General features: G+C 40.3%; 17 protein-coding genes. 3 read left to right on the top strand and 14 right to left on the bottom strand.

Features of this window, described 5'->3' with window-relative positions:
• Positions 1–95: 95 nt before the first annotated feature.
• The gene (locus RH061_RS10545; RefSeq protein WP_311075909.1) at positions 96–1,040 is read left to right on the top strand and encodes a DMT family transporter; all 945 of its coding nucleotides are present in this window, start codon (positions 96–98) and stop codon (positions 1,038–1,040) included.
• Between the two features lie 47 nt (positions 1,041–1,087).
• Here RH061_RS10545 and RH061_RS10540 read toward each other — a convergent pair whose 3' ends face one another.
• From RH061_RS10540 to paiA, 4 genes are all read right to left on the bottom strand, one after another.
• Positions 1,088–1,477 carry a hypothetical protein gene (locus tag RH061_RS10540; RefSeq protein WP_311075907.1) on the bottom strand — a complete coding sequence of 130 codons (390 nt, stop codon included), beginning with the start codon at positions 1,475–1,477 and terminating at the stop codon, positions 1,088–1,090.
• Positions 1,478–1,816: 339 nt separating this feature from the next.
• Positions 1,817–1,948 carry a hypothetical protein gene (locus RH061_RS10535; protein ID WP_311075905.1) on the bottom strand — a complete coding sequence of 44 codons (132 nt, stop codon included), beginning with the start codon at positions 1,946–1,948 and terminating at the stop codon, positions 1,817–1,819.
• A 123-nt stretch (positions 1,949–2,071) separates the two neighbouring features.
• On the bottom strand, positions 2,072–3,205 hold the full coding sequence (locus RH061_RS10530; protein ID WP_311075904.1) for a M14 family zinc carboxypeptidase: 1,134 nt from the start codon (positions 3,203–3,205) through the stop codon (positions 2,072–2,074).
• 351 nt (positions 3,206–3,556) lie between these two features.
• Positions 3,557–4,078 (bottom strand): spermidine/spermine N(1)-acetyltransferase, encoded by a 522-nt coding sequence (gene paiA, locus RH061_RS10525; RefSeq protein WP_311075902.1) that lies wholly within the window; start codon positions 4,076–4,078, stop codon positions 3,557–3,559.
• 281 nt (positions 4,079–4,359) lie between these two features.
• Here paiA and ggt point away from each other — a divergent pair, with 281 nt between their 5' ends.
• Positions 4,360–6,132, top strand: coding sequence for a gamma-glutamyltransferase (gene ggt, locus RH061_RS10520; protein ID WP_311075900.1), 1,773 nt, complete (start codon positions 4,360–4,362; stop codon positions 6,130–6,132).
• A gap of 163 nt (positions 6,133–6,295) precedes the next feature.
• Here the strand turns inward: ggt and ftsZ are convergent, their stop codons facing one another.
• From ftsZ to RH061_RS10470, 10 genes are all read right to left on the bottom strand, one after another.
• Complete coding sequence (gene ftsZ, locus RH061_RS10515) at positions 6,296–7,612, bottom strand: cell division protein FtsZ (protein ID WP_396654872.1); 1,317 nt, start codon at positions 7,610–7,612, stop codon at positions 6,296–6,298.
• Between the two features lie 247 nt (positions 7,613–7,859).
• Positions 7,860–8,201 carry a hypothetical protein gene (locus RH061_RS10510; RefSeq protein WP_311075898.1) on the bottom strand — a complete coding sequence of 114 codons (342 nt, stop codon included), beginning with the start codon at positions 8,199–8,201 and terminating at the stop codon, positions 7,860–7,862.
• 47 nt (positions 8,202–8,248) lie between these two features.
• Positions 8,249–8,827 (bottom strand): GNAT family N-acetyltransferase, encoded by a 579-nt coding sequence (locus RH061_RS10505; RefSeq protein ID WP_311075896.1) that lies wholly within the window; start codon positions 8,825–8,827, stop codon positions 8,249–8,251.
• A 195-nt stretch (positions 8,828–9,022) separates the two neighbouring features.
• Positions 9,023–9,793, bottom strand: a complete 771-nt coding sequence (locus RH061_RS10500) for an alpha/beta hydrolase family protein (RefSeq protein ID WP_311075894.1) — start codon at positions 9,791–9,793, stop codon at positions 9,023–9,025.
• A 483-nt stretch (positions 9,794–10,276) separates the two neighbouring features.
• Entirely contained in the window at positions 10,277–10,876 is a 600-nt protein-coding gene (locus tag RH061_RS10495; RefSeq protein ID WP_311075892.1) for an alpha/beta hydrolase, read from the bottom strand.
• A gap of 28 nt (positions 10,877–10,904) precedes the next feature.
• Positions 10,905–11,027, bottom strand: a complete 123-nt coding sequence (locus tag RH061_RS10490) for a hypothetical protein (protein WP_311075890.1) — start codon at positions 11,025–11,027, stop codon at positions 10,905–10,907.
• 644 nt (positions 11,028–11,671) lie between these two features.
• Complete coding sequence (locus RH061_RS10485) at positions 11,672–12,097, bottom strand: group-specific protein (RefSeq protein WP_311075889.1); 426 nt, start codon at positions 12,095–12,097, stop codon at positions 11,672–11,674.
• Positions 12,098–12,265: 168 nt separating this feature from the next.
• Positions 12,266–12,688: a hypothetical protein gene (locus RH061_RS10480; RefSeq protein WP_311075888.1), complete on the bottom strand. Its 423-nt coding sequence runs from the start codon at positions 12,686–12,688 to the stop codon at positions 12,266–12,268.
• 12 nt (positions 12,689–12,700) lie between these two features.
• Positions 12,701–14,005: a uracil/xanthine transporter gene (locus RH061_RS10475; RefSeq protein WP_311075886.1), complete on the bottom strand. Its 1,305-nt coding sequence runs from the start codon at positions 14,003–14,005 to the stop codon at positions 12,701–12,703.
• A 381-nt stretch (positions 14,006–14,386) separates the two neighbouring features.
• Complete coding sequence (locus RH061_RS10470; RefSeq protein WP_396654871.1) at positions 14,387–14,737, bottom strand: nuclear transport factor 2 family protein; 351 nt, start codon at positions 14,735–14,737, stop codon at positions 14,387–14,389.
• A 151-nt stretch (positions 14,738–14,888) separates the two neighbouring features.
• Between RH061_RS10470 and RH061_RS10465 the strand changes: the two genes are divergently transcribed.
• Positions 14,889–15,077 carry a hypothetical protein gene (locus RH061_RS10465; RefSeq protein ID WP_311075885.1) on the top strand — a complete coding sequence of 63 codons (189 nt, stop codon included), beginning with the start codon at positions 14,889–14,891 and terminating at the stop codon, positions 15,075–15,077.
• The last annotated feature ends 265 nt before the right edge of the window (positions 15,078–15,342 follow it).

Raw genomic sequence — 15,342 nt, 5'->3', positions numbered from 1 at the left:
TTTTTGATTCGATTTGTGTATTAATCCAAAGCTTTTCTAGTTATCATTTAAAACATCATACACTATTTTTATATTTTAAAGGAGTAGATCCAACCATGAACAGACGGAGGGGAATATTTCTAGTCATTACTGGAGCTATATTCTGGGGGATTGGCGGTACAGTGGCCAAAAAGCTATTCCAGGATTATTACATTGATGTAAATTGGTTGGTCACGACACGATTGCTTATTGCTGGCCTATTGCTTTTAACAGTACAATTTTTCAGAGCCGATCGTTCCCAAATATTTGGTGTCTGGAAAAACAGAAGCTCTGCCACCCATTTATTGATTTTCGGATTACTCGGTATGCTGGCAGTCCAATACACCTATATGGCCTCCATTCAACATGGAAACGCCGCTGTAGCCACGCTCTTGCAGTATTTAGCACCGATAATGATCATTGTATACTTGATTCTGCGCAAACAGACAGTCCTCACTCGCAAAGATTTAGTGACTGTTTCCCTGGCTTTAGTCGGTTGTTTTTTCCTATTGACTAACGGCTCGATTTCACAATTATCTGTGCCTACGCCTGCCATTGTTTGGGGAGTTTTGTCTGGTGTAGCCCTTGCTTTTTATACTCTATATGCCATTCCGTTACTAAAGCAGTATGATTCGCTTGTCATTGTCGGATGGGCGATGATCATCGGTGGTTTTTCATTAAGTTTGATTCATCCACCCTGGCGAATGGACTTTGAGGGATTGAATCTGGAAGCATACTCATATTTAGTCTTCGTCATCATTTTTAGCACAATGATTGCATTTTGGTTCTATATCGAAAGCCTGCAAAGCCTGCAGGCAAAGGAATCAAGTCTCCTAGGCAGCATCGAGCCGCTAGCCGCTGTACTCACAACCGTCTTTTGGCTAAAAGAACCTTTTGGTATTTTTCAATGGGGCGGCACAGCTTGCATCATCGGCATGATATTTTTGTTGGCTTTGAATAAAGAGACCACTCCAAGATCAAGCGAACTCCCTGTAAAAGAAGAGCCGCTTCGAGTCAGCTAAAGGCATTGCAAATAGTGCAATGCCTTTTTTATGATATATTATTCTGTTTACGGTGCTACCTCAAGAAAATACTCTCTAATCTCTGCCGGTAACTCTTCAATAGCCAGGACTTTTAATTTTTCAGTTCCGGGTGTAGTCATGACCATATAGGTTTTTTCATTATATTCAAAGAGTGTAAACTGGCTTATTCGACCTGCAGAATGTTCCGGCCTGTTCATGAATTCAAAGTCCTCTTCCTTAAAATTATCCTCGTATCCCTCCAACATTACTTTTTGAGCTTCTTCATAATCATCCGCAAACGAAATAGCCTGATATAATTCAAGTGAATTTTTAGGTGTAAAGAAAAGTATGTAATATGCTGCCAGACCAAGAATTAAAATCATGAATAAAAATTCTCGCCGCTGCTCTTTCAATGGTTTTTTCTTAAATATCCCCATATAATGATCTCCTTAAAACCGTTTGATTCATATAAGAATTCAACAAAAATGCGCACGTAAATCCTTCCTGCACCCACGCACCTCAACTCAAGCAGTATTCATTTTTTTAATTTCTACGACTCCACCAAGAAACCCTATAAAACCACCGATTGCAAGCAAGGTCGGAATTAATGGCGAATCTGACTCCCCCGACAACTAATGTAAAAACACCCCATATAAATAAAATGAAGCAGCTTATTAAAGAGATGATCACCCTTACCTTCCTGCTGTTTGAAGCTTCTTTTGGTCCTTTATTCATGACAAAATACATCTCCTTTAAGTAACCCCCTAAGGGTGGAATTATTTCTTTAACACCCAAATTGCCACTGCAGCCAATCCCATTAATATAACAGCAATATGCAGGTACCAATAATCAATAAATAATTCCCATTGAAGTTGTTGAATTTCCTTCACTCTTTCAAAGTAACCCATTTGCACACTCCCTCGTAATAGGCCTTTCTAATTATTACGATTGAGGACTGCTTTGGTTCCATAAAAGAGGTTGATCAATAATAAAAAAGAGAGCGTCTACAAGCGACACTCTCCCTAACTGTATTAATAACCGCTATTTGCTCCCGCAGGTATGACACCATTATAATCCGTTAAGTATCCAGCCAGAGGATAGTACGGGATATTATACCAGTCATCCGGGTTCACTTTTTCGACTTCACCTGTTACATATCCGTGTACCAATGATTTCAATGCCAGGTAATTCTGCTTTGTCAGGTAGCCATTTGACTTTTGGCCAAGGCTGCTCTCAGAAGTATTTCCTTTTGTTTCGAAAAATACTGCTGGATGGCTGTGCCCTTCAGGGTTCAAGTTCTTGTAATTCAGCCCCATCATCATGGCTGAAACAACACCGCCCCTAATATCGATATCATAGCCGGTTCCTGCTTCTCTATCCACGCCGACCTGGTAACGGTCAATATGGGTGTATCCATAGTCTTTCAATTCATCATACACATATGCCATCATTTGCTTGGTGATCTCATTATAGCCGATACTAGGCAATGTTGGTCCATCTGGTGCAAGTGAGATACCAAGGGAGAAAGAAGTGGATTCATTCGTGCCATATACTTGCTTAAACCCTTGATGGTGAAGGTCGATGGCGAAATCAGGATTCACGTCCGCCCAGTAGGCATAAACAACCCGTGATTCCACTGCTTCAAATCCAGCTGCTGTCCAATCACGGTTTAAGTCGATTAATTTACCGCTATCCGTAAGTTTGGTTTGACGTAGGTTCATTTCTGCACCATCAGGATTGTACATTGGGATGAAATATAGTGTAGACTCCTCAAGAACCTTCTCAACATCCTTCTCTCCGCTTTTTGCGTAGGTCTTTAGAAGCTGTAGTGCTGCTTCAGTGACCAGTTTTTCATTCCCATGGATTTGCGCTTGGATCCATATCTTTTGAGGGCCTTTCCCAACTTTTGCGACATAAATGCTTCGGCCCTGTTCTGACTTCCCATACTGGTCAAGGGTAAATACATCAACCTTTCCTTTGCTCGATCCCTCAATGTCTTCAAGGATCTTGATAACTTCCTGGTAAGATAGGGTGCTGTTTATGTTCGTATTCCCGTTAGTGGATGGCCCCCCGGGCTGCAGTGCTGCATATGTTGCCGAACTGAATGCAACCATGAGGATCATCAAAGCCGATGTCATTTTTATTAATCTCTTAATAGATTTCATATATGTACTACTTCCTTCCGTAAAAGTCGTCGCCCTCTTACTATCTCCCCTCCTTCTTATTCCTTTCGGGACGCTAAATAAATGATAGTTTATGTTAGTACCATATTAATAGTGTAAAAAGAATGAATATTTAGACAATAAAAGACAAGATTCTTTATGGTCTTTATACCTACTAACTACTCACAGGGCCATCGTATTTTATGTGGAACCCAACTTGCTAATTTCTATGTTTCCTTAAAATAACGAAAAAAAGCCCACAATATGCTAGGTTGCATAAAACCCAGCAAATGGTCGGCTTATTGTAATTATAGGTTATTTAGCAGGTGAACACTGCGTAGTCAGATAATGGACTTAATCATGCAGTGTCATAGTCATGATCAAGTCTGTTTGTTCTTCGTCTCCCATGAAAAAAGAATGCTCTCCAGTTTGGACAAAGCCCAACTTTTTGTAAAAAGCGATGGCATTCTCATTCTTTTCCCATACACCGAGCCAGATTTTCTTTTTACCGCTGTCCATAGCAATTTCCATTGCCATATTAAACAGATACTTACCAAGCCCAAGCTTTTGAAATTTGTTTTTCACATAAATCCTTTCAATTTCAAGAGCGTCATTGCCCATCTCTTCAGACTGGGCATCATTGGTATTAAGCTTCAAATACCCAGCCACTTCATCATCGTAATATACAAGGAAGAATTGTGATGAAGGATAGGAAAGTTCGCTTTCCAGTTGTTCTAAGTTAAATGCCTTCTCCAAGTAGGCACTCATATTCTCAGGAGAATTCTGTGCCCTAAAGGTTTCGTCAAATGTTCCTATACTAATTTCTTGAAGAGTTTCCAAATCTTCTAGCGTACAGCTTTTCAATTTTACAGTCATTTACATCTTTCGCTCCTTTAAAATATTCATTAAGCAAAGATAAAACTTTTAAATTTTGCAACCTAGTAAGGGTATTATCTCTACTATATGTTGAAACTGTGCATTCATCAATCTATCAACCAACCTTTAGTCCCGTCTAATACAAGTGCTTTTTTACCGTATTTCCCATTGTCGTTAGGACGTTATGTCTAAAATTAAGAAAATTCAGCAAATTATTTGCTATCAATCTCTCTTTTCCACTACCATGAGGGTGATTCCAAATTTAAACAGGAGGGATTCATATGACAAAATTCTTACGGACCGGGCTATTTGCTCTGTTAAGTGTTCTGTTGCTCGCCGGTACCATGCCTGCAGCTGGACTGGCAAAAAAACCAGAATTCAGCTATGACCAGTACAGCCAGGTTGATGTTGGCAAGGATGGAATGGTCGCAACAGCCCACCCGCTCGCATCCGAGATTGGAGCTGAGGTCCTTCGCAAAGGCGGAAATGCGATCGATGCTGCTGTTGCGATCCAGTTTGCGCTGACAGTAGTCGAGCCCATGATGTCTGGAATCGGCGGCGGCGGTTTCATGATGGTGTATGACAGAAAAACAAAGGAAACCAAGATTGTGAACAGTCGTGAACGTGCTCCTGAAGGCGCGACACCAGATATGTTCCTGGATGAGAATGGGAATCCAATTCCTTTCTCAACCCGCTCAACAGGTGGTACTGCAGTCGGAGTGCCGGGTACACTGAAGGGACTCGAAACAGCACTTGAAATGTGGGGAACTCGCCCGCTGCAGCAGCTGATCGGACCGGCCGTTAAACTTGCAGACAAAGGATTTCCGATTGACTCTGTCCTTGCAGACGCGATTGCGGATAACCAGGACAAATTATCAAGATCTGCAGCAAGTGAAGTCTTCCTGCCTGGAGGAGAACCGCTTCAAGAGGGAGATGTCCTTGTCCAGGACGACTTGGCTAAAACCTTTAAGCTGATTCGCTCGCAAGGAACGGACGCCTTTTATAAAGGAGAAATTGCAGAAGCACTTGCTGATGTGGTCCAGGAATTTGGGGGTTCAATGACTGCCGAGGACTTGGAAAAGTATGATGTAACAGTAGATGAGCCAATTTGGGGAGACTACCAAGGCTACGAAATTGCCAGCATGCCACCACCAAGTTCAGGCGGTGTCTTCCTGCTGCAAATGCTGAAAATTCTTGACGATTTCAATCTATCCCAATATGATGTCAGGTCAGCTGAAAAATATCATCTTCTGGCCGAAGCCATGCACCTTGCCTATGCGGATCGAGCTGCATACGCTGGTGACCCTGAATTTGTCAATGTGCCAGTGAATGGACTTCTTCATCCCGACTACATCAAGGAGCGTCAGAAGCTGATCAGTCTGGACTCAGTCAATCAGAATCCAACAGCCGGCGACCCTTGGAAGTACGAGAATTCCGAAGCCAACTATTTACCGACAAGCCAGCCAAATGACCGAAAATATGGTGAAACGACCCATTTTTCCGTTACAGACAAATGGGGAAATGTCGTCTCTTACACAACAACCATTGAACAGGTTTTTGGCACAGGTATTATGGTTCCTGGCTATGGATTCATGCTGAACAATGAATTAACCGACTTCGATGCAGTCCCTGGCGGTGCGAATGAAGTCCAGCCAAACAAACGCCCGTTAAGCAGCATGACACCGACAATTGTTTTTGATGACGAAGGTGAACCAGTATTAACCGTTGGCTCTCCTGGAGGCCCGACCATCATAACTTCAGTACTGCAAACCATTATCCATGCGATTGAGTACGATATGGAACTAAAGCAAGCAGTCGAAGAACCACGAATCTACACCAATAATCTTAATTCCTACCGTTATGAAGACGGCATAAGCGCTGATACGCTAAGCCAACTGAATGCGATGGGCCATAAATTTGGACAAAGCCCGACGACCATCGGCAATGTTCAAAGCATCCTGATTGACCGTGAAAACGGCATTTTCAAGGGAGTTGCCGACTCAAGCCGAAACGGTGCGGCGATTGGTATCGACCTGAAAGGTAAACGAAAATAAATGACATTGTCGTTTGTTTCCTAACGTAACGGTCAAAAACTCAATTAAGCAAAAATAGACCATTGAATAAAACTCAATGGTCTATTTTTATTGGATTTATAATTCGTGCTTTTACTTTCTCCCCTTGAGAACTAGCACTGACCATTTGGCCCTTTTTGAAGGATTATCTCCTTCTGCTTCGCTTTCTCAAGAACGATGGAATTTCAAGTGAGTCGTCTGACTGCTGGGTATCTTTTTCGTATTTCACTGGCTCTTCGTAAGCATGCTGCTTGCTGTAATTGCCAGAATGGCCGTAGCCATCAGGCTGGTTGTAGCTACCAGACTGGCCGTAACTGTCGGACTGCCCGTAATTGCTGGACTGGCCGTAGCTGCCAGGCTGGCTGTAGTTTTGAGCCTGGCCATAATTCCCGTATTCTGCATAGGCAACGGGCTCTCGCTGTCTCGAGTGAGTCTGAAATTGTTCTCGGGAATTGGCAATCATGTCTCCGGGACGGCGCGATCTGTTTGAAGACGGAGCTTCATCCTCATCATGGTCGAATCCAGTAGCAATCACGGTGACCATGATTTCATTTGTCAGGTTCTCATTGATAACTGACCCAAAAATCATGTTCAGCTGCTCATCTGTTGCAGCCGCCACAATATCGGCTGCTTCCTGGACTTCATACAAACTGAGGTTCACCCCGCCTGTGATGTTCATCAGCACTCCTTTCGCGCCATTGATGCTTGTTTCAAGCAATGGTGAAGAGATGGCCTTTTTGGCAGCTTCGGCAGCACGGTCATCGCCTGAAGCCACTCCGATGCCCATAAGAGCCGTTCCATTATGGGACATGATCGTTTTCACGTCAGCAAAGTCAAGGTTAATCAAGCCTGGCACGGCGATCAAGTCGGAAATGCCCTGGACACCTTGCCTGAGGACATTATCCGCCTCCCGGAAGGCTTCAAGCATCGGCGTTTTCTTGTCCACGATTTCCAGCAATCGCTCGTTTGGGATGATGATTAAGGTATTAACGGCTTTCTTCATCTCTTCAATTCCGGATGCCGCATTTTGCGCGCGTTTGCGGCCTTCAAAAGTGAACGGACGAGTCACCACTCCAATTGTAAGTGCACCAAGTTCGCGTGCGATATGGGCGATCTCTGGCGCAGCTCCAGTACCGGTTCCGCCTCCCATTCCAGCCGTTACGAACACCATGTCAGCCCCCTCAAGTGCATCCCTGATCTGCTTCCTGCTTTCCTCGACAGCCTTTCTGCCGATTTCCGGATTGGCACCGGCACCCAGGCCCCTCGTCAGCGAACCGCCGATTTGCATCGTAACCTCCGCCTTTGACATATTGAGAGCCTGCGCATCTGTATTCACGGAAATGAATTCCACTCCCTGCACCCCATCCTCAATCATCCTGTTCACGGCATTATTTCCGCCGCCCCCAACACCAATTACTTTTATAGTGGCAAATTGATCGATATTAGTGTCAAATTCTAGCATATATAGTCCCCCTAATTAGCTTAAGATAATGTGACCCCAATTTTCTCTATGCCTATACAATTCGACACCGACCTGGATATTCTGTCTTTTCTAACGATTTGTTAAGGAACTGTAATTTCACAGTAATATAGTGTCATTCTTTTAGGGGTTGATGCACAAGCACTGGATATGACGGATCCGGGTAAATATCAAGTGTATACTAGATTCGGTGACCATAATCGGTCAACAAAACAGTTTATTAAAAGCATTAATGGCAATAATCCTTCTCTTCTTTGTCTAAAACCTTACCAGTATCCTTTTCAACAACAATCTGATATACCTTACAAAGTGGTGTATCCCTTTCATCGATCATTTCCACGATATAAGTTTCAGCTGTCTCTTCCACATTCTTGCCCTCATAAGGTGTTAAATGCAGCTTAACTGGATGTGTCCAAAAACCAGCAAGGTAGCGCTGCGAGATTGTTATCGCTAATTGTTCATTGACAGGTAAATCAGATGAATCAAGATCCAAAGATCGAGCATCAAGATAAAGTAATATGCCTATTAATAAGCCAATAAAAAGTATCGCTACTAATTTCAATTTCTTCAAAGAAAAATCCCTTTCAAATATTTATTCTAGTTATTCATCTCTTGGTTTTATTTGGATTTGAATACTACGTTTTCAGTTCGGTTAATGAATTCTTCACTTAACATAGCGAATAAATAGTTATTCCTCCATTGACCTTTTACCTTTAAGTTTTTTATAAAATGACCTTCTTGCCGGAAACCTATTTTTTTTAAAAGCTTGACTGAGCCCGCATTTTCTACATCGCAGATGGCATAGATCCTATGTACATCAAAAATATTAAACCCTAAGTATAATAAACCATTAACAATTTCTATCCCGTAACCTTTTTTCCAATAGTTAGAGTTAATGAAATATCCGATTTCTGCTGTTTTAAAATCAGGATCTCTTACCATAAACAAAGCATTTCCGATGACTTTTTTCGTGCATTTCAATTCAACAGCTAAAACATATATTTGTCTGTTTTCTTCGTTTTGAAAAGCAATTTGCTTTCTAAGGCTGTGCAAGGTTTGCTCTCTGCTATTTGGGCCCCAAGTTAAGTATTTAACAACCTGTAAATCTGACTTAAATTCATGTATATCTTCAAAATCATCTTCACTTAGTTCTCTAAGGACGAGCCTTTCAGTTTCGACAGCAGCGATTCCAGTCATTTATAACACCTCACGAAAATTCCATAGAAGTAATGCGTTTACCTACCATAAGTTCAACAAAAAGGCGTCAATCCTTCCTGGATCAACACCCAAGTAACTTCTTCAAAAAGAATCCTTTATTTTTAGATACTCCCTCTGCAACTTGCTCTTCTTGTTTAATATTCGTATAACATTTGCTAACTTCTTGAATTAAAATTAAATTGATTCAACAACAATGTCCCAGGCAGATGAGGTTGGGTCAATGACCTTAAAATGTTCTATATCCGGTAGAACAACTAACTTCACCTTATCTCCTTTTTCTAGAGCACTTTGGTAATACTTCTTGCTTAATTCAACAGGTACATGACGATCCAACTCACCATGTATTAACACTTGCTCTACATCAAAAGGTAATAACTCTATTGGAGAAGTTATTTTATAGCGATTAGGAACTTCTTTTGGTGCTCCACCTAATAGTGCAGCTACAGGACTTTTTATTCCTTTTTGTTCGTGAATTTCCCACATCTTTTTTAAGTCAGTGACTCCTGCCAAACTTAATACTTTTTGAATTGGTATAGCGAGTTCATTAAATACATCATCAGTTTTCGACGTGTTAATTCTTGAAGCTACCCAAAGAGCTAAATGGCCACCTGCTGAATGGCCCATAACAATTACATTTGATAGGTCAATGTGATACGACTCTTTAATAATAGAAAGATGATTAATAGCGTCAACTACATCATTAAAAATGCTTTTCCATCCTTCCAGTTCTTCACCTATTCTTCTATACTCGATATTCCAAGTTGCATAACCACGTCGAGTTAAATCCTCAGCAATTGAGGTATTCTCTTCTAAGTTATATTTGGATTGCCAAAAGCCCCCATGAATCAGGACTATTACCGGTGATTGTTCTGAACTTTCCGGCAAACGTAATACACCAAATTGTGATGGATGGTCCCCATAAAAAATATTGAATTTATTGGACATTAAAGATTACCCCTTAATAACAGTATATTTCTGCAGAAATGACACACTTCCTTCTTGAAGAGTGGCATCCTTAACGATATCTCTTTAAATTAAGCTAAATGGTATGCGCAATCTGTTCTTACGTTAACAAAATACTTGAGCTCAAGCTCAGAAGTAGAACAGGTTGAAGGTTAAAAACAAGTTTTCATAAACAAAACAAGAAGTTTTATGCCTTTTTTTCATTATTTATTTTTTTATTGGCGATTTTCACAACTTTATTGGCGATTTCCAAATTTTATTGGCGAAAAAAACTTTTTATTGGCGATTTCCCCCTACTTTTTGGCGAAAATCAAATTTTATTGGCGAACTGGAAATTCCGGGCGTTTTTTCCCAGTTCAGGGTCCGGCTACTTGTGTAGTATTTTCAATCAGTTCATGCTCAGCTTTTGCACTTAACTTTTTCGAGTCCTAAATAAGAATATTTCAGATTCTTTCACCTTTTAGTTTAAAACTCATTAATATCAGATATGACACTTTTTAATATATCAATAGAAATTATCGGGTCTTCATCAAGCTCTAAGCTGTGATTTCCACCTTCAACCACTTTCAATACAAGATTTTGATTATCTTTCAACTTTTCAAAACGTTCCACAATAAAGCAATGGCTATCTTTTTCTCCAAATATACACAGCCCTTTATTTTCACTGTTGTGCATTGCATGAAATACGTCATCGTTTTGCAGCAATGGAGTCAACCATACTAAGTTGGCATCGTTAAACATCTTATGTTCGAGCAGGCATCTTAAAACTTTTGTTCCGATCGATTTAGCCACTATATACAGGTTGCTGTATTTTTTACCATTGATTGCTGTGTCGATTACAAGTTGTACATCTGTTGCCAGCTCCCTTTCATCTAGTGAAGAAAGATCTTGTCTGCTAAACGAATAGTTAATATGTAATACATCGAAGCCTTTATTGTAAAATATCCCGGTTGTATAGTATAACAATGGAGCCTGAGTTGAGTAACCTGCCCCGGGTAAGACAATAACTAAGTTATCTGTTCCTTCCTTTTGTTCAATCAATCTGAACGGGATACTTTTATTCATTTTTCTCACTACTCTCTAATTTTTTCTTTTATCTAGGTAAAAACCCTTCGTCCAGAAGTAATTCAACAAAAAGAGGCGTCAATCCTTCCTGGATTAACGCCTCTTTTAGCCCAATGGTTTTTTCAAATGGATGCGTTCTCCCTTTTTCCAAATCACTTAACTCCTTCCTGCATCTTCTTTTTTTTCAAAGATTGAAGCAGGACTGCATTGGCTAAAAGGAATCCCGCCGACAGTATAGCGAGTTTTGTGCCAAGAATAAAAGAGAGAATCGCAGATAGCAAGGCACCAAACAAAAGCAATTTACTTAATGGACTATTGATTGTGACCTACTCCTTTTTGTAAAAAGTTATCTTTTCCTAGTAATCATTACTCTAGCAAACCAAATACCCAAACGATCAAATACATTGGAATTGCTACGATAATCATACCTGCCAGAAAATAGCTAAGCGACTTTAAGATGAATTTGAAAATATCATAAATAGAGCCTGCTAAGTCATCAATAAATCTCAAAATTAATCACCACTTCCGATTTTACTTTTAAATCAAATCTCACCAAAACTACCTCTCTAATCTAATTACAGTGATCGAAAGTGCAAGCCATGTAAAGCCTGAGAAAATGGCTAAAGGAATAGCTTCAGCTGTCTTATACTCAGGAATTAAATTCGAAAAAATGGTCTTGAAAAATAAAAGTGTAGAGAATAAAGCGACGAACGCTAATAAACCTAATAAAATCAAAGAAAGTTTCTTTTTCAATTTGATTATCTTCCTTCCATCTACAGCCCTTCTGCTATAAGCCTACGAAATCTCTTGGCTTAAAAGCATTTGAGCAGCAATCTTATCTACCAATTCATCCAGTTTCCCATAACATTTTTCAACTTCGGGCAAATGATAAAATGTACTGGCTTTTTCAACTTGATCTAGTGCTCCATCTAGAGAGTAAAGAAAGGTTTTCTTTCCGAGGCCAAGCGCGATTCCTAATTCTATGTGAGTTCCCTTTCCACCTGGAAGAAGAACAACGATGAAATCAGACTTTATGACGGCATCTTTCTCCTTTTGTCCGATTTCTTTTAAATCTTCGAATGTAAACGTCTTTTCATCCCTTCCTTGAGCATTTTTGGTCCAATCATATGTATGCACATACCCTTTATTTACTAATTGATTCGTCACATAGTTTACAGCATCCATATTTCGAAAACTCGATGCAACGTAAAATTTCTTCATACTCTTCTCCCTTTTTTTTAAAAAATCCCTTACTACAAATATTCAATAAAAAGGGCAGTAATCCTCCATTTAAATGTCGAAATGGAAGACCAATTCGCAAGACCTGGTTTTATATTGCTTGTTTATGATATAAATTCGGGATTGAATTGCAATGCCTTTTGTTTAAAACTATGAGAGATACAGATAGAAGACAAAAATTAATACATAAATCGTATCCAGACCTGCCAAGTAAAACTTAAGATTAGATTTTTTCAACTTAGCCAGGCTGTAATTAAATAAGACATCATATAAACTTATAGCAAATAAAATGACGGACACAATCACTACAAATATATTTCCTATGATTAATACGGCAAGGATATACAATAACCATCTTCTGAAAAAGTTAAATAGCAAATCAATGAGAACCATAGACAAGCCTTCTGGATTAACTTCAAGGTCTTCTTCAGATGCAATCTCCGCAAGACCTGTTTTAATCTTCTTGTAATCCTTTAGATAGTCAAGATTGATCCATAATAAAATGAAGCAATAAACAATAATATAAATCTCCTCGTTGCCGTATAGCAGTTCCCCCAAATAAAAGCACCTCACATTTCCTTTCTCCTACTCATTTACAATCGCTGTTTCATTTCGCTCATCCCACCGGATGAAGGTTTCGAGCAGGACGGATAATAATACACCCATGATAAAACCATTCGACAGAAGCGGCTGCAGGATTATAGGGAAAACGGTAAAAAGCTCAGAATCCAGATTCATGATGCTCATGCCCAGCAATACCGGGGCGGCGATCCGAAAAATGGATTTGGAATCAAAAGTATATCCGTTCAAACTTTTTAAAGAAGTGCCAAACAGCTGAAGATAAGCAACAAACAGTACTGCATTCCCAACAGTGATGGGCAACGTTGCCAACAAAGCGCCCAGTACCGGGATGATGCCAAGGATTGCCATCAATCCGCCACCAATTAGGAAAGGTTTCCGGTCAAAAATGCGAGTACTTTCCAAAAAACCGACGGACGAGGCGAACGGTGCATAGGATACAAGTCCGAAAAAAGCCGCGCCAATGGAATAGCTTCCAGTCAAAAGATACGATCTATCCAATGGGGACTGAGAAGCTTCCGTTCCGGTAAGCTTGGACGCTGCCTGGACAGATGCAATTGTATTACTCAGATTGATGATACTGGCAATAAAGGTGATCGCGATGATTCCGTAACTCAAATTAGGAGTCCCAAGAGGAAATAATGAGAAGTCCATTGAACCTTGGCTTCCCGCCATTTGTTCCGCGGGAAAAAGGATTACATAGACAGCCCAGCCCAACAGCATGCCGATCAATATCGAAAAATTACCGATCGTGTCATTCCCTTTTATTTTCAACAAGCTAACCAGAATCACAACTCCGAAAGAAAACAAGGTAACCGGCAGATCAAGACTCCCATCCTCGCTTACTCTCAGCATCCCCTTAAAAAAGATAAGGATCAGTTGGAAGGTAAGGAGAAACAGGTAGACCGCCATGACCATCGGCGTAAAAACTCTCTGGATATAAAAAAGCAAGCGGAATACTCCCAGAACCACAGTGACACTCCCTGCAAGCAGCATTCCCGAAGCAATTCCTCCACCTATTTCCGGAAGGCTCATCCCCATCGAGGAAGCAGCAAGGCTGAGATTGAGGACCAATCCCCACATCACACCCGAGTGCCCCTCCATCAATGGATAGCGGTGGCCAAACATGCCCTGCATCACACATGCCACTCCGGTAAAAATAAGCGAGCTCCTTAGCATCGCTGCAATTTCCGAACTGTCCAATCCAAAAGCAGTCCCGATTGACACCGGAACAACAACCGTATTAGCAAAAATAAAAAACAACCATTGCAAAGAAGCAAAGATTGTTTTCAACGATGATGTATTTTCCATGCTCTCACCTTTCAACCGAAATCTTTTAAACAATCATTCTATACATATGGCTGAGCTGGATGGATTATTCAGAGTCTATTACGTATGCTCAGTTTTTTATATTTGCAAAGAACTCCCCTATATTTACTCCCAGATGATAGGATCCATACCAGATCCATAGTGTTATGAGTAATGTTGTAAGGACAGGGTACCTTTTCATCATATGTTTCTTCGTTGGTTTCCCCATGCTCATAGCCCCTTTTAGTAAAATATTTCCATATTATTGTCGCATAGATTCTTTTTTTACTCAATACCTTGTTTTGTATTTAATTCAAGATTACACTCTTAATATGAATCTTCTTGAATGTTCACTCAATATTAAGTTAAGCTTCTCCTAATCACTTAGTGGTCAGAACCAGTTTTGGTTCCCTGGTGAAACACCATTTTCCATACACCCTCGTTTAGTTTCCAAATAGAACTCCTTAACGCATGCTGGTTCGTCTCTTCATTAAAAGTCCGGTATGTTGACAGGACGATATTATCTGATAAAGGATGAAGATCGAAATCACTTAATGTAACTTTGAGGACCCCAATACCACCTTCAAAGTCTTCATCTTTATACAATACTCTCCCTGAACTGCCAAACTCAAAGAACTCATCAGCCAATAACTTTTTTAGCTCTGTTTTCGAAGAACGCACTTCTGTTGTTAATAGTTTTTCCTCTAACTTCTTGATATGTTCTTTTAAATCCATTGACAATGTCCCCTTTATAATCAATAGAAGATTAATTCAACAAATGAAGAGATTATCCTTCTTGATTGTAAAACTGCCAATTTTTAGTGAAAAGTTGAAACCTCTACTTATTTGAATCGTACTAGAAATATATCGAAAGGGGTTGAAAATTATGAGTAATAACGAACCGAAATGCCATAGCTGTGGAGGAAACTCTTTCGTCCAAGCGATGGATTATATTAATTTAAGACCAGTTGATAAAAAAATGTCTATCGGATCAGAAAGGATTTATACAGTATGTTTAGATTGCGGAGAAGTTGTTTCAATCAAGGTTAAAAATCCTGGGAAGTTAGTTAAGTAACTATTTTTAATATCCTGAGAGGTGCTTTGGACAGATTTAGAGGATAACTATCTGATTTTGTCCGAACCTGAGGCTACTTCGGACAACTTTCATGGAAATCATCATGATCTTGTCCGAACCGGTGGCTACTTCGGACAACTTTGGCGGAAATCATCATGATCTTGTCCGAACCGGTGGCTACTTCGGACAGCTTTGGTGGAAATCATCATGATGTTGTCCGAACCGGTGGCTACTTCGGACAGCTTTGGCGGAAATCATCATGAAG

Origin of the sequence: Mesobacillus jeotgali (assembly GCF_031759225.1) — a bacterium.
Taxonomy (GTDB): Bacteria; Bacillota; Bacilli; order Bacillales; family Cytobacillaceae; genus Mesobacillus; species Mesobacillus jeotgali_B.
The sequence above is the reverse complement of the archived record's forward strand: the minus strand, read 5'-3'. Positions and strand labels throughout refer to the sequence as shown.

Bases quoted from the DNA above. Each gene is read 5' to 3' on its own strand.
- RH061_RS10545 (WP_311075909.1), top strand. From the start codon at position 96: ATGAACAGACGGAGGGGAATATTTCTAGTCATTACTGGAGCTATATTC.
- RH061_RS10540 (WP_311075907.1), bottom strand. From the start codon at position 1,477: ATGGGGATATTTAAGAAAAAACCATTGAAAGAGCAGCGGCGAGAATTT.
- RH061_RS10535 (WP_311075905.1), bottom strand. From the start codon at position 1,948: ATGGGTTACTTTGAAAGAGTGAAGGAAATTCAACAACTTCAATGGGAA.
- RH061_RS10530 (WP_311075904.1), bottom strand. From the start codon at position 3,205: ATGAAATCTATTAAGAGATTAATAAAAATGACATCGGCTTTGATGATC.
- paiA (WP_311075902.1), bottom strand. From the start codon at position 4,078: ATGACTGTAAAATTGAAAAGCTGTACGCTAGAAGATTTGGAAACTCTT.
- ggt (WP_311075900.1), top strand. From the start codon at position 4,360: ATGACAAAATTCTTACGGACCGGGCTATTTGCTCTGTTAAGTGTTCTG.
- ftsZ (WP_396654872.1), bottom strand. From the start codon at position 7,612: ATGCTAGAATTTGACACTAATATCGATCAATTTGCCACTATAAAAGTA.
- RH061_RS10505 (WP_311075896.1), bottom strand. From the start codon at position 8,827: ATGACTGGAATCGCTGCTGTCGAAACTGAAAGGCTCGTCCTTAGAGAA.
- RH061_RS10500 (WP_311075894.1), bottom strand. From the start codon at position 9,793: ATGTCCAATAAATTCAATATTTTTTATGGGGACCATCCATCACAATTT.
- RH061_RS10495 (WP_311075892.1), bottom strand. From the start codon at position 10,876: ATGAATAAAAGTATCCCGTTCAGATTGATTGAACAAAAGGAAGGAACA.
- RH061_RS10485 (WP_311075889.1), bottom strand. From the start codon at position 12,097: ATGAAGAAATTTTACGTTGCATCGAGTTTTCGAAATATGGATGCTGTA.
- RH061_RS10475 (WP_311075886.1), bottom strand. From the start codon at position 14,005: ATGGAAAATACATCATCGTTGAAAACAATCTTTGCTTCTTTGCAATGG.
- RH061_RS10470 (WP_396654871.1), bottom strand. From the start codon at position 14,737: ATGGATTTAAAAGAACATATCAAGAAGTTAGAGGAAAAACTATTAACA.
- RH061_RS10465 (WP_311075885.1), top strand. From the start codon at position 14,889: ATGAGTAATAACGAACCGAAATGCCATAGCTGTGGAGGAAACTCTTTC.